Below are 17,851 nucleotides of genomic sequence, written 5' to 3'. Positions count from 1 at the left end.
CTGTGGTGATTAAATTTCTCTCTGCGTTCATTCTTCTGCTGGTTGCGACGGTGGCGCAGGCCGACCGTATTCGCGATCTCACCAGCGTTCAGGGCGTACGGCAAAACTCGCTGATCGGTTATGGCCTGGTCGTTGGCCTGGATGGTACGGGCGACCAGACGACCCAGACGCCGTTTACCACTCAAACGCTTAATAACATGCTCTCGCAGTTGGGTATTACCGTTCCGACTGGCACTAATATGCAACTCAAAAACGTGGCTGCGGTAATGGTGACGGCGTCGCTTCCGCCATTTGGTCGCCAGGGGCAAACCATCGACGTGGTGGTTTCTTCTATGGGGAACGCCAAAAGTTTGCGTGGCGGCACGTTGTTGATGACCCCGCTTAAGGGCGTTGATAGCCAGGTGTATGCGCTGGCGCAGGGCAACATTCTGGTTGGCGGCGCGGGCGCATCGGCGGGAGGCAGCAGTGTCCAGGTTAACCAACTGAACGGCGGACGGATCACTAATGGTGCGATTATTGAGCGCGAATTGCCCAGCCAGTTTGGCGCTGGCAATACCCTCAATTTGCAGCTCAATGAGGAAGATTTCACCATGGCGCAGGAAATTGCCGATACCATCAACCGCACACGTGGATACGGTAACGCTACGGCGTTAGATGCGCGAACCATTCAGGTGCGCGTGCCGAGTGGCAACAGTTCCCAGGTGCGTTTCCTTGCCGATATCCAGAATATGCAGGTTAATGTCATCCCGCAGGACGCCAAAGTGATTATTAACTCGCGTACTGGTTCAGTGGTGATGAACCGTGAAGTGACGCTGGACAGTTGCGCGGTAGCGCAGGGGAATCTCTCGGTTACGGTAAATCGTCAGGCTAATGTGAGCCAACCAGACACACCGTTTGGTGGCGGGCAGACCGTGGTAACGCCACAAACCCAGATCGACTTACGCCAGAGCGGTGGTTCGCTGCAAAGCGTACGTTCCAGCGCCAGCCTCAATAACGTGGTGCGCGCGCTCAATGCGCTGGGCGCTACGCCGATGGATCTGATGTCCATACTGCAATCAATGCAAAGCGCGGGATGTCTGCGGGCAAAACTGGAAATCATCTGATGATTAGCGACAGCAAACTACTGGCGAGTGCCGCCTGGGATGCGCAATCGCTTAACGATCTGAAAGCGAAAGCGGGCGAAGATCCTGCGGCAAATATTCGCCCGGTTGCCCGCCAGGTGGAAGGGATGTTCGTGCAGATGATGCTGAAAAGTATGCGTGAAGCCCTACCGAAAGAGGGTCTGTTCAGCAGCGAGCACACTCGCCTCTATACCAGTATGTATGACCAGCAGATTGCCCAACAGATGACGGCGGGAAAAGGTCTGGGACTGGCGGAGATGATGGTTAAACAGATGACGCCAGAACAACCACTGCCAGATGAAGCGACACCAGCGGCACCGATGAAATTCCCGCTCGAAACCGTGGTGCGTTATCAAAATCAGACACTCACGCAGCTGGTGCAAAAAGCCGTGCCACGCAACTACGATGATTCACTGCCTGGTGACAGTAAAGCATTCCTCGCCCAACTCTCATTGCCCGCACAACTGGCAAGCCAGCAAAGCGGTGTGCCACATCATCTGATCCTCGCCCAGGCTGCGCTGGAATCAGGCTGGGGTCAACGGCAAATTCGTCGTGAAAATGGTGAACCAAGCTATAACCTGTTTGGCGTCAAAGCCTCCGGCAACTGGAAAGGACCGGTGACTGAAATTACCACCACCGAATATGAAAACGGCGAAGCGAAAAAAGTGAAGGCGAAGTTTCGGGTTTACAGCTCTTATCTTGAAGCATTGTCGGATTATGTTGGACTGTTAACGCGTAATCCGCGTTACGCTGCCGTGACGACCGCCGCAAGCGCCGAGCAGGGGGCGCAGGCATTACAGGACGCGGGCTATGCTACCGATCCTCACTATGCCCGCAAACTCACCAATATGATTCAACAGATGAAATCGGTAAGCGACAAGGTGAGTAAAACCTACAACATGAGTATCGATAATCTGTTCTGAACAACTCAAGTCCGGCGGGTGTCTGCCGATAATGCTCTGTAATTGAAAGCTTATAAGGAACCTCCATGTCCAGCTTGATCAATAACGCCATGAGCGGACTTAACGCGGCTCAGGCGGCGTTAAATACGGCGAGTAATAATATTTCCAGCTATAACGTTGCCGGATATACCCGTCAAACGACCATTATGGCGCAGGCCAATAGCACTCTGGGTGCAGGCGGCTGGGTTGGCAATGGCGTCTACGTTTCTGGCGTGCAGCGTGAGTACGACGCCTTTATTACCAACCAGTTACGTGCGGCGCAGACCCAGAGTAGCGGCCTGACTTCCCGCTATGAACAGATGTCGAAAATCGACAATATGCTCTCTGGTAGCACCACGTCGCTGGCAACACAGATGCAGGACTTCTTCACCAGTCTGCAAACGCTGGTCAGCAACGCGGAAGATCCAGCAGCACGTCAGGCGATGATTGGTAAATCAGAAGGGCTGGTGAATCAGTTTAAAACCACCGATCAGTATCTGCGCGACCAGGACAAACAGGTCAATATCGCGATAGGTGCAAGTGTTGACCAGATCAACAATTACGCTAAACAAATCGCCAGCCTGAACGATCAAATCTCACGCCTGACAGGTGTGGGGGCAGGGGCGTCACCCAACGATCTCCTGGATCAACGCGATCAACTGGTGAGTGAATTAAACCAGATTGTTGGTGTAGAAGTCAGCGTTCAGGATGGCGGCACTTATAACATCACGATGGCCAATGGTTACTCGCTGGTACAAGGTAGCACGGCGCGCCAGCTTGCGGCAGTACCGTCCAGCGCCGATCCTTCTCGTACCACTGTCGCTTATGTTGATGGGACAGCAGGCAATATTGAGATCCCGGAGAAGTTACTGAATACCGGGTCGCTGGGCGGCATTCTGACATTCCGTTCTCAGGATCTTGACCAGACGCGCAATACGCTCGGGCAACTGGCGCTGGCATTTGCCGAGGCTTTCAATACCCAACATAACAAGGGATTTGATGCCAATGGTAAGGAAGGGCAGGATTTCTTTGCCGTCGGGAAGCCGGCTGTACTGGAGAATACTAAAAACCAGGGTAACAGCGCGATTAGCGCCACCGTGACCGATGGCTCCGCCGTGCTGGCGACAGATTACAAAATCTCCTTTAGCAACGATCAGTGGCAGGTCACCCGCCTTGCCAGCAATACCACTTTTACGGTGACGCCTGATGCTGACGGTAAAGTCACGTTTGATGGTCTGGAGTTGACGTTTACTGGCACACCAGACGCTAACGACAGCTTTACGCTGAAACCGGTAAGCGATGCCATCGTCAACATGGATGTTTTAATCACCGATGAAGCAGAAATCGCCATGGCGAGTGATAAAACGGCTGGTGAGAGCGACAACCGCAATGGTCAGGCGCTGCTGGATTTGCAAAGCAACAGTAAAACGGTGGGCGGGGCGAAATCCTTTAACGACGCCTATGCCTCGTTGGTCAGCGACATCGGTAATAAAACCGCTACCTTGAAAACCAGCAGTACTACGCAGGGTAATGTGGTGACGCAGCTTTCTAATCAGCAGCAATCTATTTCCGGCGTCAACCTCGACGAAGAGTACGGCAACCTGCAACGTTTTCAACAGTATTACCTGGCGAATGCGCAGGTTTTGCAGACGGCGAACGCCATTTTTGATGCGCTGATTAACATTCGCTAAGGGAGAGAAAAAATGCGTTTCAGTACTCAAATGATGTACCAGCAGAATATGCGCGGTATCACCAGTTCTCAGGCTGAATGGATGAAGTATGGCGAACAGATGTCGACGGGTAAGCGAGTCGTTAACCCTTCAGATGATCCCATTGCTGCATCACAAGCCGTAGTGCTCTCACAAGCGCAGGCGCAAAACAGCCAGTACACGCTGGCGCGTACTTTTGCCACTCAAAAAGTGTCACTGGAAGAGAGTGTGCTTAGCCAGGTGACCACTGCTATCCAGAATGCTCAGGAGAAAATTGTCTATGCCAGCAACGGCACCTTGAGTGACGATGACCGGGCATCGCTGGCAACGGATATTCAGGGGCTACGTGACCAGTTGTTGAATCTGGCGAATACCACTGACGGTAACGGGCGCTACATTTTTGCGGGTTATAAAACAGAAACCGCGCCGTTTAGCGAAGAGAAAGGTAAATATGTCGGCGGAACAGAAAGTATTAAGCAACAGGTCGATGCTTCGCGTTCGATGGTGATAGGGCATACCGGCGACAAAATTTTTAATAGCATTACCAGTAATGCTGTAGCGGAACCAGACGGTAGCGATTCTGAAACCAATCTTTTTGCCATGCTGGATAGCGCCATTGCGGCGCTTAAAACACCGATTGCGGATAGTGAAGCGGATAAAGAAACCTCCGCTGCGGCGTTAGATAAAACCAACCGTGGCCTGAAAAACTCGCTGAATAATGTGCTCACCGTACGCGCGGAATTAGGCACACAGCTGAACGAGCTGGAGTCGCTTGATTCTTTAGGTAGCGATCGCGCTTTAGGCCAAACGCAGCAGATGAGTGATTTGGTTGATGTGGACTGGAACGCGACTATTTCATCTTACATCATGCAGCAAACGGCGTTGCAGGCGTCGTACAAAGCGTTTACTGATATGCAGGGGTTATCACTTTTCCAGCTCAACAAATAAGCACTTTTTCAAACATATCATGAAACTGGGTATGTTTTGTCTGCCTGCTCTGGGATCGCCGGGGCGGGCATTTTTTTTGCCTGATTTGAGTAGTTGGCTAGCAAGAATGCCATTTGATGAATTTGAATCTGTTGATTCAAAGATGAAATAAAAAGCCCCAGCGGTTGCCAGGGCTTGATTACTTTGAGCTAATGATTACTCAACAGGTTGCGGACGCGCAGGAGCGGCAGAGGCATGATGCGTTGCCGTATGACCACCTGCGGCACCTTTACCTTCGAAGGCAAAAGTAGGGCGTTGCCAGTCACTGTGACGCGGTGCTTCCGGAACATATTCCGGAGCCGGAGCGCGTGTCATCGGCGCGGTAGCGTGGTTATGTTCAGCTGCGACCTCAGGTTCAACAGCGGCTACCGTTTCAACTTCTGCTGCGACTTCAGCGACCACAGGTGCGGCAGGTTGAGCGACAACTTCAGGTTCGGCAACCACAACCTCGGCAGTTTCAGCCACTTCTTCAATATCTGCCGTCTCTTCCTGTGGTTCAACCACTGGCTCCGCATGTTCTGCAACGTCCTGTGCTACAGCAACATCAGCCTCGGCAATCACCTGTGGCTGTTCAGTTACCGCTGCGGCAATCACTTCAGGATGCGTCGTTTCAACCACTTCCGGTTGCGCTTGTGCAACCTGAACTGGTGCTTCTACGGTTTCGGTCACTTCTTCAATAACCGGCGCAGTAACGACGGGTTCGACGGCGGCGGCGACAGGAACTTCAGTCACCATCGGCTGCATCTGTACTTCTTCCTGTTCGCGTTGCTCTTCAACCTGTACATCTTGCGGACGTACTACCGGATAGCGAATCCAGACTTTGCCAGAGGCCAGTTCAGGAGACGCACACGCTACGGTTAATGGCATTGGTGACTGAACCGGATAACGCTCATCACGATAGCGGCGACGACGCTGACCACTCACGCGCAGGTGGCGCGGCGAGCGGCGAGAACGACGCGGCATACCACCGTTGTCACGGTTATCGGCATTGTTCTCTTCTTGTTGTTGTTCCGGCGCAGTTTGTGCAACGACTGGCAATGGTACTTTCACCAGTTCAGTACGCTGGGCAGGCGCTTCCGGCATAACAGGTTCGGCGGCGACGGTTTCTTCAACCACCGGTGCGGCTACTACTTCTTCCGCAACGCTTTGCTCGTAACGCACTTTCTGATTTAGCTGGCGCTGTTTACGACGCGGCTGAACCGGACGTACACGCTCCTCCTGTTCGGTTTCCTGAACAGATTGCTCTTCAACATTCAGTGCCTTCGCTTCTTGTTGTACCTGACGTTTATCATCGTTGCGGCGACGACTACGCTCACGACGCGGTGCTTGTTGCTCGTCGGTGGTACGCGCTTTTTCTGTTACATCAGTCTGCTGACGGCTCTCTCGAGTTTCGGCAGTCTGCTGTTGCGTCTGGCGACGATTACGACGGTTCTCTTCGCGATTATCGCTACCCTCTGTACGTTCGCTACGCGTGTCGCGGCGTTCATTACGGTCACGGCGATTGTTCTGACGAGGCTTGCGGCGATCCTGTTGACGTTCCGGTTTCGCTTCTGCTTTCGGTGCAGGCTGCTCGGTTGGTTTGGTTTCTTCACCACCGCTGAACAGCGATTTCAGGGCGCTGAATAGACGGCTTAACAGGCCTGGTTGGGCAGGAGCAGCAGGCGTTGTCGGCGCTGCTTTAGGCGCCGGGGCTGCTGCAGGCGCTACAGGTTCAGCCGGGGCTGGAGCAGGTGGCACATCCGGCATGGCAAAAGTTGCCAGTGCAGGTTGTTCCGGACGTTTACGCTCCGCAAACTCTTCTTCTGACGGCAGCGCCATTGCTTCTTCATGCAGCTTCGGCAGCATGTAGCTTAAGGTCGGCGTCTCTTCCCCTTTACGCACGCGCAGTACGTGGTAGTGCGGAGTTTCCATCTGATCGTTTGGTACAATCACACAGCGCACGCCGTCCTGACGGGTTTCAATTGCATTTACCGCAGAACGTTTTTCGTTCAGCAGGTAAGAGGCAATAGGGACAGGAACAATAGCGTGGACTTCCTGAGTGTTCTCTTTCAGGGCTTCTTCTTCAATCAGACGCAGAATAGAGAGCGACAGGGATTCATTATCACGCACGGTGCCAGTACCAGAGCAACGCGGGCAGACGTGATGGCTGGATTCACCCAGCGACGGGCTCAGGCGCTGACGGGACATCTCCAGCAGGCCAAAGCGAGAGATATGACTGATTTGAATACGCGCACGATCCTGACGCACTGCTTCACGCAGACGGTTTTCTACTGCACGCTGGTGGCGTACTGGCGTCATGTCGATGAAGTCGATAACAATCAGACCGCCGAGGTCACGCAGGCGTAGCTGACGAGCAATTTCATCGGCAGCTTCCAGGTTGGTGTTAAACGCGGTTTCTTCGATATCGCCGCCGCGAGTTGCACGAGCGGAGTTGATGTCGATGGCGGTTAACGCTTCGGTGCTGTCGATAACAATGGAGCCACCAGACGGCAGACGGACTTCACGCTGGAAAGCGGACTCGATCTGCGATTCGATCTGGTAGTGGCTGAACAGTGGAATTTCACCCGTGTACAGTTTGATTTTGCTGCTGAAATCCGGGCGACCTAATGCAGCGATATGCTGACGCGCCAGTTCGAGTACTTTCGGGTTATCGATAAGGATTTCGCCGATGTCCTGGCGTAAGTAATCGCGGAATGCGCGAACGATAACATTGCTCTCCTGATGGATCAGGAACGGAGCAGGGCGACTTTCAGCGGCTTTTTTGATTGCTTCCCAGTGTTTCAGACGGAAGCTTAAATCCCATTGCAGCGCCTCAGCAGATTTGCCGACGCCTGCGGTGCGCACGATAAGCCCCATGCCTTCAGGCAGTTCGAGGCTCGCCAGTGCTTCTTTTAATTCGGTACGGTCGTCGCCTTCAATACGGCGAGAAATGCCACCCGCGCGCGGGTTGTTCGGCATCAGAACCAGATAGCTACCCGCCAGACTGATAAAGGTGGTTAATGCCGCGCCTTTGTTGCCGCGCTCTTCTTTATCGATCTGAACAATGACTTCCTGACCTTCACGCAACACATCTTTAATGTTGGGACGACCATGAGCACTGTAGTTAGCAGGGAAATATTCGCGGGCAATTTCTTTTAGTGGGAGGAAACCATGACGTTCAGCGCCGTAATCAACAAAAGCAGCTTCCAGACTCGGTTCAATGCGGGTGATTTTACCTTTGTAGATGTTCGCCTTTTTCTGTTCATGCCCTGGACTTTCGATATCCAGATCATACAGACGCTGCCCATCTACAAGGGCAACGCGCAACTCTTCCTGCTGAGTTGCGTTGATTAACATTCTTTTCATCGTAACTTACTCATTATTCTTACATTGACGACTAAGCTGCGGGCAAAGTAACGCCTTCCGGGTGTGAACCGATGGCCTCGTGTCTAGTCGCGTCGCCAACCTCACGGTTATCGTCAGCTCAAAGAGGCGCAGAGTGTCGGTTGCCCGTTTTTCATGCGGAAAAACAGCGCAATTATCAGAGAAACAGACTGGGTATTACTCTCCAGAAATATTTCCATCTACCGGTAAGGACTGCAACCCGCAGCCCGCTAACTGCCTGAAAGATCAATACGTCTTACGCCATTGCTGCGTTGATGATCGGTCGGGCAAAATGGGGTATTCCGTAAAATTTCTTGTTTTAACAAGGTTGGACACGGAAACGTTCTCATTATTCCACTGCAAGCCTTGTTATAGCAAGATGACTTTTACCATTTATCACCCACTTACTCACAGTTTTTTCACTTCTTGCTGGCGATTGGTTTAATAACCATCAATTAAGTGATTGCACTGGGAAGTAATAAGGTGCAGAACTAAATATAAGCATAGAAAAATGAGTGGCGCGAATCCTGTTGGCTATTTAGAATCGCCCACCATGAAAACAGAGACTCCATCCGTAAAAATCGTTGCTATCACCGCTGATGAAGCGGGGCAACGTATCGACAACTTTTTGCGTACCCAATTGAAAGGCGTACCAAAAAGTATGATTTACCGTATTTTGCGTAAAGGCGAAGTGCGGGTGAACAAAAAACGTATTAAGCCTGAATATAAACTCGAAGCTGGTGATGAAGTGCGTATTCCGCCGGTTCGCGTTGCCGAACGGGAAGAAGAGGCTGTTTCGCCGCATCTGCAAAAAGTGGCGGCGCTGGCGGACGTCATCTTATATGAAGATGATCATATCCTGGTGCTCAATAAACCCTCAGGTACGGCGGTGCATGGCGGCAGTGGTTTGAGTTTCGGCGTTATTGAAGGGCTGAGGGCGTTGCGCCCGGAAGCGCGGTTCCTTGAACTGGTGCATCGACTCGACCGGGACACTTCAGGTGTATTGCTGGTAGCGAAAAAACGTTCGGCGTTACGTTCTCTGCATGAGCAATTACGTGAAAAAGGGATGCAAAAAGATTATCTGGCGCTGGTGCGCGGTCAGTGGCAGTCACACGTGAAGAGTGTCCAGGCTCCGCTGCTGAAGAATATTCTGCAAAGCGGCGAACGTATTGTGCGTGTGAGCCAGGAAGGTAAACCGTCAGAAACACGCTTCAAAGTGGAAGAACGCTATGCGTTTGCCACGCTGGTTCGTTGCAGTCCGGTTACCGGACGTACACACCAGATCCGTGTGCATACTCAATACGCTGGTCATCCGATTGCGTTTGATGATCGTTACGGCGATCGTGAGTTTGATCAACAGCTCACTGAGACCGGAACGGGGCTGAAGCGTTTGTTCCTGCACGCAGCAGCGTTGAAGTTTACCCATCCGGGTACGGGTGAGGTGATGCGTATCGAAGCGCCGATGGATGATGGTCTGAAGCGTTGTTTGCAGAAACTGCGTAATGCGCGTTAATACAAACATATAAGCCAGATATAATGGGTGGTAGACCTGATAAGGTGTTTACGTCGCGTCAGGCTGCCAGAACCGATTGCCGGATGCGGCGTAAATGCTTTATCCGGCAGACAAAACTACCCCATCAGCGGGTTTTTCCCTTCCCGACGTAACATCTGACAGAGCGCGATGAGCGGTAAACCAACCAGCGTATTAGGGTCACGTCCTTCTAAACGTTCGAATAGCGTAATGCCAAACCCTTCACTCTTAAAACTGCCAGCGCAGTGCAGGGGATGTTCTTTACGCACGTAATTATCAATCTCCGCCTCGCTTAAGTGGCGGAAATGAACGTCAAAAGGTTCCACTTCCGTTTGCAGATGCCCGCTCGCCGAATTAAACAGCGCCAGCCCAGTATAGAAGGTGACAATATTGCCGCTGGCTTTGCGTAATTGCAGACGCGCATTTTCTTCCGTTAACGGTTTACCGGTGATTTCGCCATCAAGAACACACACCTGGTCTGAACCGATAATTAAATGAGAGGGATAACGTGATGCTAAGGATTGCGCTTTTTCTTGCGCCAGCCGGAGCACCAGCTGGCGCGGCGATTCATCGCTATGCGGGGTTTCGTCGACCTCCGGAGCGGCACATTCGAAAGAGATTTGTAGTTTTTCAAGTAAGGCGCGGCGCCAGGGCGAAGTGGAGGCTAAAATAAGTTTAGACATATTTTTTTCCATCAGATATAGCGTATTGATGATAGCCATTTTAAACTATGCGCTTCGTTTTGCAGGTTGATGTTCGTTATCAGCACTGAACGAAAATAAAGCAGTAACCCGCAATGTGTGCGAATTATTGGCAAAAGGCAACCACAGGCTGCCTTTTTCTTTGACTCTATGACGTTACAAAGTTAATATGCGCGCCCTATGCAAAAGGTAAAATTACCCCTGACTCTCGATCCGGTTCGTACGGCTCAAAAACGCCTTGATTACCAGGGTATCTATACTCCTGATCAGGTTGAGCGCGTCGCCGAATCCGTAGTCAGTGTGGACAGTGATGTGGAATGCTCCATGTCGTTCGCTATCGATAACCAACGTCTCGCAGTGTTAAACGGCGATGCGAAGGTGACGGTAACGCTCGAGTGTCAGCGTTGCGGGAAGCCGTTTACTCATCAGGTCTACACAACGTATTGTTTTAGTCCTGTGCGTTCAGACGAACAGGCTGAAGCACTGCCGGAAGCGTATGAACCGATTGAGGTTAACGAATTCGGTGAAATCGATCTGCTTGCAATGGTTGAAGATGAAATCATCCTCGCCTTGCCGGTAGTTCCGGTGCATGATTCTGAACACTGTGAAGTGTCCGAAGCGGACATGGTCTTTGGTGAACTGCCTGAAGAAGCGCAAAAGCCAAACCCATTTGCCGTATTAGCCAGCTTAAAGCGTAAGTAATTGGTGCTCCCCGTTGGATCGGGGATAAACCGTAATTGAGGAGTAAGGTCCATGGCCGTACAACAGAATAAACCAACCCGTTCCAAACGTGGCATGCGTCGTTCCCATGACGCGCTGACCGCAGTCACCAGCCTGTCTGTAGACAAAACTTCTGGTGAAAAACACCTGCGTCACCACATCACTGCCGACGGTTACTACCGTGGCCGCAAGGTCATCGCTAAGTAATCACGCATCTGCGTGATGAAGCTTAGTGAGGATTTTCCCCAGGCAACTGGGGAAAGACCAAACCGGGCGGCGACGATACCTTGACACGTCTAACCCTGGCGTTAGATGTCATGGGGGGCGATTTTGGCCCTTCTGTGACAGTGCCTGCAGCTTTGCAGGCACTGAACTCTAATTCGCAACTCACTCTTCTTTTAGTCGGTAACCCCGACGCCATCACGCCATTACTTGCTAAAGCTGATTTTGAACAACGTTCGCGTTTGCAGATTATTCCTGCGCAGTCAGTTATCGCCAGTGATGCCCGGCCTTCGCAGGCTATCCGCGCCAGTCGCGGTAGCTCAATGCGCGTGGCGCTGGAGCTGGTGAAAGAAGGTCGAGCGCAAGCCTGTGTCAGTGCTGGCAATACCGGGGCGCTGATGGGGCTGGCTAAATTATTACTCAAGCCCCTGGAGGGGATTGAGCGCCCGGCGTTGGTGACGGTGTTACCGCATCAACAAAAGGGCAAAACGGTGGTTCTCGATTTAGGAGCCAACGTCGATTGTGACAGCACAATGTTGGTGCAATTTGCCATTATGGGCTCAGTTTTGGCTGAAGAGGTGGTGGAAATCCCTAACCCTCGCGTGGCGTTGCTCAATATTGGTGAAGAAGAAGTAAAGGGTCTCGACAGTATTCGGGATGCCTCAGCGGTGCTTAAAACAATCCCTTCTATCAATTATATCGGCTATCTTGAAGCCAATGAGTTATTAACTGGCAAGACAGATGTGTTGGTCTGTGACGGCTTTACAGGAAATGTCACATTAAAGACGATGGAAGGTGTTGTCAGGATGTTCCTTTCTCTGCTGAAATCTCAGGGAGAAGGGAAAAAACGGTCGTGGTGGCTACTGTTATTAAAGCGTTGGCTACAAAAGAGCCTGACGAGGCGATTCAGTCACCTCAACCCCGACCAGTATAACGGCGCCTGTCTGTTAGGATTGCGCGGCACGGTGATAAAAAGTCATGGTGCAGCCAATCAGCGAGCTTTTGCGGTCGCGATTGAACAGGCAGTGCAGGCGGTGCAGCGACAAGTTCCTCAGCGAATTGCCGCTCGCCTGGAATCTGTATACCCAGCTGGTTTTGAGCTGTTGGACGGTGGCAAAAGCGGATCTCTGCGGTAGCAGGACGCTGCCAGCGAACTCGCAGTTTGCAAGTGACGGTATATAACCGAAAAGTGACTGAGCGTACATGTATACGAAGATTATTGGTACTGGCAGCTATCTGCCCGAACAAGTGCGGACAAACGCCGATCTGGAAAAAATGGTGGATACCTCTGACGAGTGGATTGTCACTCGTACTGGCATCCGCGAACGCCACATTGCCGCGCCAAACGAAACCGTTTCTACCATGGGCTTCGAAGCGGCGACGCGTGCAATTGAAATGGCGGGCATTGATAAAGACCAGATTGGCCTGATCGTTGTGGCAACAACTTCTGCCACGCACGCCTTCCCGAGCGCAGCATGTCAGATTCAAAGCATGTTGGGCATCAAAGGTTGCCCGGCGTTTGACGTTGCTGCAGCCTGTGCAGGTTTCACCTACGCGCTGAGCGTAGCCGATCAATATGTGAAATCTGGTGCGGTGAAGTATGCTCTGGTCGTCGGTTCCGATGTACTGGCGCGCACCTGCGATCCAACAGATCGCGGGACCATTATCATTTTTGGCGACGGCGCGGGCGCTGCGGTGCTTGCTGCCTCTGAAGAGCCTGGAATTATCTCCACGCATCTTCATGCCGATGGCAGCTATGGTGAATTGCTGACATTGCCTAACGCCGACCGTGTGAATCCAGAAAATTCAATTCATCTGACCATGGCGGGCAACGAAGTCTTCAAGGTTGCGGTAACCGAGTTGGCGCACATCGTTGATGAGACGCTGGCGGCAAATAACCTTGATCGTTCCCAACTGGACTGGCTGGTTCCGCATCAGGCGAACTTGCGTATTATCAGCGCGACGGCGAAAAAACTCGGCATGTCGATGGACAATGTCGTCGTGACGCTGGATCGACACGGTAATACCTCTGCCGCTTCTGTGCCTTGTGCACTTGATGAAGCTGTACGCGACGGGCGTATTAAGCCTGGACAGCTGGTTCTGCTTGAAGCCTTTGGCGGTGGGTTCACCTGGGGCTCCGCGCTGGTTCGTTTCTAGGATAAGGATTTAAAGATGACGCAATTTGCATTTGTGTTCCCTGGACAGGGCTCTCAAACCGTTGGGATGCTGGCTGATATGGCGGCGAGCTATCCTATTGTCGAAGAAACGTTTGCTGAAGCCTCTGCGGCGCTGGGCTACGACCTGTGGGCGCTGACCCAGCAGGGGCCTGCCGAAGAACTGAATAAAACCTGGCAAACCCAGCCTGCGCTGTTGACTGCATCTGTTGCGTTGTACCGTGTGTGGCAGCAGCAGGGCGGTAAAACACCGGCGATGATGGCCGGTCACAGCCTGGGTGAATACTCCGCGCTGGTTTGCGCTGGTGTGATTGATTTTGCTGATGCAGTGCGTCTGGTTGAGATGCGCGGCAAGTTCATGCAGGAAGCTGTACCGGAAGGGACAGGCGCAATGGCGGCAATCATCGGTCTTGATGATGCGTCTATTGCTAAAGCTTGCGAAGAAGCTGCAGAAGGTCAGGTGGTTTCTCCGGTAAACTTTAACTCTCCGGGGCAGGTCGTTATTGCCGGTCATAAAGAAGCGGTTGAGCGTGCAGGTGCTGCCTGTAAAGCTGCGGGCGCAAAACGTGCGTTGCCGTTGCCAGTGAGCGTACCGTCTCACTGTGCGCTGATGAAACCGGCTGCCGATAAACTGGCTGTTGAATTGGCGAAAATCACCTTCAATACCCCAACCGTCCCGGTTGTGAATAACGTTGATGTGAAATGCGAAACTAATGGCGATGCTATCCGTGATGCGCTGGTACGTCAGCTGTATAATCCGGTTCAATGGACGAAATCTGTTGAATACATGGCAGCGCAAGGCGTTGAACATCTTTATGAAGTAGGACCAGGCAAAGTGCTTACTGGCCTGACAAAACGCATTGTCGACACCCTGACCGCCTCGGCGCTGAACGAACCTTCAGCGATGGCAGCGGCGCTCGAGCTTTAAAAGAGGAAAAACATGAATTTTGAAGGAAAAATCGCACTGGTAACCGGTGCAAGCCGTGGGATTGGTCGCGCAATTGCGGAAACGCTCGCAGCTCGTGGCGCGAAAGTTATCGGTACTGCGACCAGTGAAAGCGGTGCTCAGGCGATCAGCGATTATTTAGGTGATAACGGTAAAGGTCTGATGTTGAATGTGACCGACCCTGCATCTATCGAATCTGTTCTGGAAAAAATTCGCGCAGAATTTGGTGAAGTCGATATCCTGGTCAATAATGCCGGTATCACTCGTGATAACCTGTTAATGCGAATGAAAGATGATGAGTGGAACGATATTATCGAAACCAACCTTTCATCTGTTTTCCGTCTGTCAAAAGCGGTAATGCGCGCTATGATGAAAAAGCGTCATGGTCGTATTATCACTATCGGTTCTGTGGTTGGTACCATGGGAAATGGCGGTCAGGCCAACTACGCTGCGGCGAAAGCGGGCTTGATCGGCTTCAGTAAATCCCTGGCGCGCGAAGTTGCGTCACGTGGTATTACTGTAAACGTTGTTGCTCCGGGCTTTATTGAAACGGACATGACACGTGCGCTGAGCGATGACCAGCGTGCGGGTATCCTGGCGCAGGTTCCTGCGGGTCGCCTAGGCGGCGCACAGGAAATCGCCAACGCGGTTGCATTCCTGGCATCCGACGAAGCAGCTTACATCACGGGTGAAACTTTGCATGTGAACGGCGGGATGTACATGGTCTGACCGCGATTTGCACAAAATGCTCATGTTGCGCGCAGTCTGCGTGGTTATGAGTAATAATTAGTGCAAAATGATTTGCGTTGTTGGGGGGTATGGCCTCAAAATAACGTAAAATCGTGGTAAGACCTGCCGGGATTTAGTTGCAAATTTTTCAACATTTTATACACTACGAAAACCATCGCGAAAGCGAGTTTTGATAGGAAATTTAAGAGTATGAGCACTATCGAAGAACGCGTTAAGAAAATTATCGGCGAACAGCTGGGCGTTAAGCAGGAAGAAGTTACCAACAATGCTTCTTTCGTTGAAGACCTGGGCGCGGATTCTCTTGACACCGTTGAGCTGGTAATGGCTCTGGAAGAAGAGTTTGATACTGAGATTCCGGACGAAGAAGCTGAGAAAATCACCACCGTTCAGGCTGCCATTGATTACATCAACGGCCACCAGGCGTAAGTGAACATCTCCAGGCGGTCGTTCGACCGCCTGAGTTTTATCTTTTTGTCCCACTAGAATCATTTTTTTCCCTCCCTGGAGGACAAACGTGTCTAAGCGTCGTGTAGTTGTGACCGGACTGGGCATGTTGTCTCCTGTCGGCAATACCGTAGAGTCTACCTGGAAAGCTCTGCTTGCCGGTCAGAGTGGCATCAGCCTAATCGACCATTTCGATACTAGCGCCTATGCAACGAAATTTGCTGGCTTAGTAAAGGATTTTAACTGTGAGGACATTATCTCGCGCAAAGAACAGCGCAAGATGGATGCCTTCATTCAATATGGAATTGTCGCTGGCGTTCAGGCCATGCAGGATTCTGGCCTTGAAATAACGGAAGAGAACGCAACCCGCATTGGTGCCGCAATTGGCTCCGGGATTGGCGGCCTCGGACTGATCGAAGAAAACCACACATCTTTGATGAACGGTGGTCCACGTAAGATCAGCCCATTCTTCGTTCCGTCAACGATTGTGAACATGGTGGCAGGTCACCTGACTATCATGTATGGCCTGCGTGGCCCAAGCATCTCTATCGCGACCGCCTGTACTTCCGGCGTGCACAACATTGGTCATGCTGCGCGTATTATCGCGTATGGCGATGCTGACGTGATGGTTGCAGGTGGCGCAGAGAAAGCCAGTACGCCGCTGGGCGTTGGCGGTTTCGGCGCGGCACGTGCATTATCTACCCGCAATGATAACCCGCAAGCGGCTAGCCGCCCGTGGGATAAAGAGCGTGATGGTTTCGTACTGGGCGATGGTGCCGGTATGCTGGTGCTCGAAGAGTACGAACACGCGAAAAAACGCGGTGCGAAAATTTACGCTGAACTCGTCGGCTTTGGTATGAGCAGCGATGCCTATCATATGACGTCGCCGCCGGAAAATGGCGCAGGCGCAGCTCTGGCAATGGCAAATGCTCTGCGTGATGCAGGTATTGAAGCGAGCCAGATTGGCTACGTTAACGCGCACGGTACTTCAACGCCTGCTGGCGATAAAGCCGAAGCGCAGGCAGTGAAAACCATCTTTGGTGAAGCTGCAAGCCGTGTGCTGGTAAGCTCCACGAAATCCATGACCGGTCACCTGTTAGGTGCGGCGGGTGCGGTAGAGTCTATCTACTCCATCCTGGCGCTGCGCGATCAGGCTGTTCCGCCGACCATCAACCTGGATAACCCGGATGAAGGTTGCGATCTGGATTTCGTACCGCATGAAGCACGTCAGGTCAGCGGAATGGAGTATACCCTGTGTAACTCCTTCGGCTTCGGTGGCACTAATGGTTCTTTGATCTTTAAAAAGATCTAAGTTGCTATTTCCCACCTGTATAAAGGTCCGCTTGCGGGCCTTTTTTCTTAGGTTTTATTCAGACTTGTTCCGCAGTGAACATGCTGCCACACTAACAATCCTCTGATAAGGAGCCGGTATGTTCTTAATTAACGGTCATAAACAGGATTCGCTGGCAGCAAGCGATCGGGCAACGCAATTTGGCGATGGTTGTTTCACCACAGCCAGAATTATCGACGGTGAAGTCAGTTTGTTATCCGCGCATATACAGCGACTACAGGAAGCCACTCAGCGGTTAATGATCGCCTGTGATTTCTGGCCGCAGCTTGAGCAAGAGATGAAAACGCTGGCAGCAGCACAGCAGAACGGTGTGCTGAAAGTGGTGATCAGTCGCGGCAGTGGTGGGCGAGGATACAGCACATTGAACAGCGGTCCGGCAACGCGCATTCTCTCCGTTGCGGCTTACCCTGCACATTATGACCGCTTACGCAAAGAGGGCATTACTCTGGCGCTAAGTCCAGTACGCCTTGGACGCAATCCTTATCTCGCAGGTATTAAACATCTTAATCGGCTTGAGCAAGTGCTAATTCGCTCTCATCTTGAGCAGACAAACGCCGATGAGGCGCTGGTTCTTGACAGCGAAGGGTGGGTTACGGAATGCTGTGCGGCTAATTTGTTATGGCGCAAGAGCAACGTAGTTTATACGCCGCGACTGGATCAGGCAGGTGTTAACGGCATTATGCGACAATTCTGTATCCGTTTACTGGCACAATCCTCTTATCAGCTTGTCGAAGTACAAGCCTCGCTGGAGGAGGTGATGCAGGCAGATGAGATGGTAGTTTGTAATGCGTTGATGCCAGTGATTCCCGTGCGTGCCTGTGGCGAGGCCTCCTTTTCGTCAACAACGCTATATGAATATTTAGCCCCACTTTGTGAGCACCCGAATTAGTC

Annotated in this window: 16 protein-coding genes; 14 read left to right on the top strand and 2 right to left on the bottom strand. The window is 52.0% G+C overall.

Annotated elements, in window-relative coordinates:
• Positions 1-5 precede the first annotated feature (5 nt).
• The 4 genes from flgI to flgL all read left to right on the top strand — a co-directional run bounded on the left by flgI (position 6) and on the right by flgL (position 4,719).
• The gene (gene flgI, locus BEG40_RS03540) at positions 6-1,103 is read left to right on the top strand and encodes a flagellar basal body P-ring protein FlgI (protein ID WP_000589294.1); all 1,098 of its coding nucleotides are present in this window, start codon (positions 6-8) and stop codon (positions 1,101-1,103) included.
• Positions 1,103-2,044, top strand: a complete 942-nt coding sequence (gene flgJ / locus BEG40_RS03535; RefSeq protein ID WP_016158060.1) for a flagellar assembly peptidoglycan hydrolase FlgJ — start codon at positions 1,103-1,105, stop codon at positions 2,042-2,044. Before flgI ends, flgJ begins: the two co-directional genes overlap by 1 nt.
• Positions 2,045-2,109: 65 nt before the next feature.
• Positions 2,110-3,753 (top strand): flagellar hook-associated protein FlgK, encoded by a 1,644-nt coding sequence (flgK, locus tag BEG40_RS03530; RefSeq protein ID WP_000096515.1) that lies wholly within the window; start codon positions 2,110-2,112, stop codon positions 3,751-3,753.
• A gap of 12 nt (positions 3,754-3,765) precedes the next feature.
• Positions 3,766-4,719, top strand: coding sequence for a flagellar hook-associated protein FlgL (gene flgL, locus BEG40_RS03525; RefSeq protein WP_001212794.1), 954 nt, complete (start codon positions 3,766-3,768; stop codon positions 4,717-4,719).
• A 195-nt stretch (positions 4,720-4,914) separates the two neighbouring features.
• Here flgL and rne read toward each other — a convergent pair whose 3' ends face one another.
• Entirely contained in the window at positions 4,915-8,103 is a 3,189-nt protein-coding gene (gene rne / locus BEG40_RS03520) for a ribonuclease E (RefSeq protein ID WP_105284894.1), read from the bottom strand.
• Positions 8,104-8,674: 571 nt separating this feature from the next.
• Here rne and rluC point away from each other — a divergent pair.
• Entirely contained in the window at positions 8,675-9,634 is a 960-nt protein-coding gene (rluC, locus tag BEG40_RS03510) for a 23S rRNA pseudouridine(955/2504/2580) synthase RluC (protein ID WP_024191101.1), read from the top strand.
• A 116-nt stretch (positions 9,635-9,750) separates the two neighbouring features.
• Here the strand turns inward: rluC and yceF are convergent, their stop codons facing one another.
• On the bottom strand, positions 9,751-10,335 hold the full coding sequence (gene yceF, locus BEG40_RS03505; protein WP_010352275.1) for a 7-methyl-GTP pyrophosphatase: 585 nt from the start codon (positions 10,333-10,335) through the stop codon (positions 9,751-9,753).
• 198 nt (positions 10,336-10,533) lie between these two features.
• Here yceF and yceD point away from each other — a divergent pair, with 198 nt between their 5' ends.
• From yceD to pabC, 9 genes are all read left to right on the top strand, one after another.
• Positions 10,534-11,055, top strand: a complete 522-nt coding sequence (gene yceD, locus BEG40_RS03500) for a 23S rRNA accumulation protein YceD (protein WP_001174481.1) — start codon at positions 10,534-10,536, stop codon at positions 11,053-11,055.
• 51 nt (positions 11,056-11,106) lie between these two features.
• Positions 11,107-11,280 carry a 50S ribosomal protein L32 gene (gene rpmF, locus BEG40_RS03495; RefSeq protein WP_000290727.1) on the top strand — a complete coding sequence of 58 codons (174 nt, stop codon included), beginning with the start codon at positions 11,107-11,109 and terminating at the stop codon, positions 11,278-11,280.
• Positions 11,281-11,360: 80 nt separating this feature from the next.
• Positions 11,361-12,431: a phosphate acyltransferase PlsX gene (gene plsX / locus BEG40_RS03490; RefSeq protein ID WP_000197577.1), complete on the top strand. Its 1,071-nt coding sequence runs from the start codon at positions 11,361-11,363 to the stop codon at positions 12,429-12,431.
• A 67-nt stretch (positions 12,432-12,498) separates the two neighbouring features.
• On the top strand, positions 12,499-13,452 hold the full coding sequence (gene fabH, locus BEG40_RS03485) for a beta-ketoacyl-ACP synthase III (RefSeq protein WP_000288127.1): 954 nt from the start codon (positions 12,499-12,501) through the stop codon (positions 13,450-13,452).
• 15 nt (positions 13,453-13,467) lie between these two features.
• A complete protein-coding gene (gene fabD / locus BEG40_RS03480; protein ID WP_105284893.1) occupies positions 13,468-14,397 on the top strand; it encodes an ACP S-malonyltransferase in 930 nt (309 codons plus the stop codon).
• Between the two features lie 12 nt (positions 14,398-14,409).
• Positions 14,410-15,144, top strand: coding sequence for a 3-oxoacyl-ACP reductase FabG (fabG, locus tag BEG40_RS03475; protein ID WP_001008544.1), 735 nt, complete (start codon positions 14,410-14,412; stop codon positions 15,142-15,144).
• A gap of 210 nt (positions 15,145-15,354) precedes the next feature.
• The gene (gene acpP, locus BEG40_RS03470) at positions 15,355-15,591 is read left to right on the top strand and encodes an acyl carrier protein (protein ID WP_000103754.1); all 237 of its coding nucleotides are present in this window, start codon (positions 15,355-15,357) and stop codon (positions 15,589-15,591) included.
• An 88-nt stretch (positions 15,592-15,679) separates the two neighbouring features.
• Positions 15,680-16,921 (top strand): beta-ketoacyl-ACP synthase II, encoded by a 1,242-nt coding sequence (gene fabF, locus BEG40_RS03465; RefSeq protein ID WP_000044679.1) that lies wholly within the window; start codon positions 15,680-15,682, stop codon positions 16,919-16,921.
• A 118-nt stretch (positions 16,922-17,039) separates the two neighbouring features.
• Complete coding sequence (gene pabC, locus BEG40_RS03460) at positions 17,040-17,849, top strand: aminodeoxychorismate lyase (protein ID WP_000478661.1); 810 nt, start codon at positions 17,040-17,042, stop codon at positions 17,847-17,849.
• The last annotated feature ends 2 nt before the right edge of the window (positions 17,850-17,851 follow it).

The organism is Escherichia sp. MOD1-EC5495 (assembly GCF_002965965.1).
Classification (GTDB): Bacteria; Pseudomonadota; Gammaproteobacteria; order Enterobacterales; family Enterobacteriaceae; genus Escherichia; species Escherichia ruysiae.
Note: the sequence above shows the minus strand (reverse complement) of the source record. Positions and strands in the feature narration are given on the sequence as shown.

Coding starts and splice junctions, on each gene's coding strand:
- flgJ (WP_016158060.1), top strand. CDS start 1,103: ATGATTAGCGACAGCAAACTACTGGCGAGTGCCGCCTGGGATGCGCAA.
- flgK (WP_000096515.1), top strand. CDS start 2,110: ATGTCCAGCTTGATCAATAACGCCATGAGCGGACTTAACGCGGCTCAG.
- flgL (WP_001212794.1), top strand. CDS start 3,766: ATGCGTTTCAGTACTCAAATGATGTACCAGCAGAATATGCGCGGTATC.
- rne (WP_105284894.1), bottom strand. CDS start 8,103: ATGAAAAGAATGTTAATCAACGCAACTCAGCAGGAAGAGTTGCGCGTT.
- rluC (WP_024191101.1), top strand. CDS start 8,675: ATGAAAACAGAGACTCCATCCGTAAAAATCGTTGCTATCACCGCTGAT.
- yceF (WP_010352275.1), bottom strand. CDS start 10,335: ATGTCTAAACTTATTTTAGCCTCCACTTCGCCCTGGCGCCGCGCCTTA.
- yceD (WP_001174481.1), top strand. CDS start 10,534: ATGCAAAAGGTAAAATTACCCCTGACTCTCGATCCGGTTCGTACGGCT.
- rpmF (WP_000290727.1), top strand. CDS start 11,107: ATGGCCGTACAACAGAATAAACCAACCCGTTCCAAACGTGGCATGCGT.
- fabH (WP_000288127.1), top strand. CDS start 12,499: ATGTATACGAAGATTATTGGTACTGGCAGCTATCTGCCCGAACAAGTG.
- fabD (WP_105284893.1), top strand. CDS start 13,468: ATGACGCAATTTGCATTTGTGTTCCCTGGACAGGGCTCTCAAACCGTT.
- fabG (WP_001008544.1), top strand. CDS start 14,410: ATGAATTTTGAAGGAAAAATCGCACTGGTAACCGGTGCAAGCCGTGGG.
- acpP (WP_000103754.1), top strand. CDS start 15,355: ATGAGCACTATCGAAGAACGCGTTAAGAAAATTATCGGCGAACAGCTG.
- pabC (WP_000478661.1), top strand. CDS start 17,040: ATGTTCTTAATTAACGGTCATAAACAGGATTCGCTGGCAGCAAGCGAT.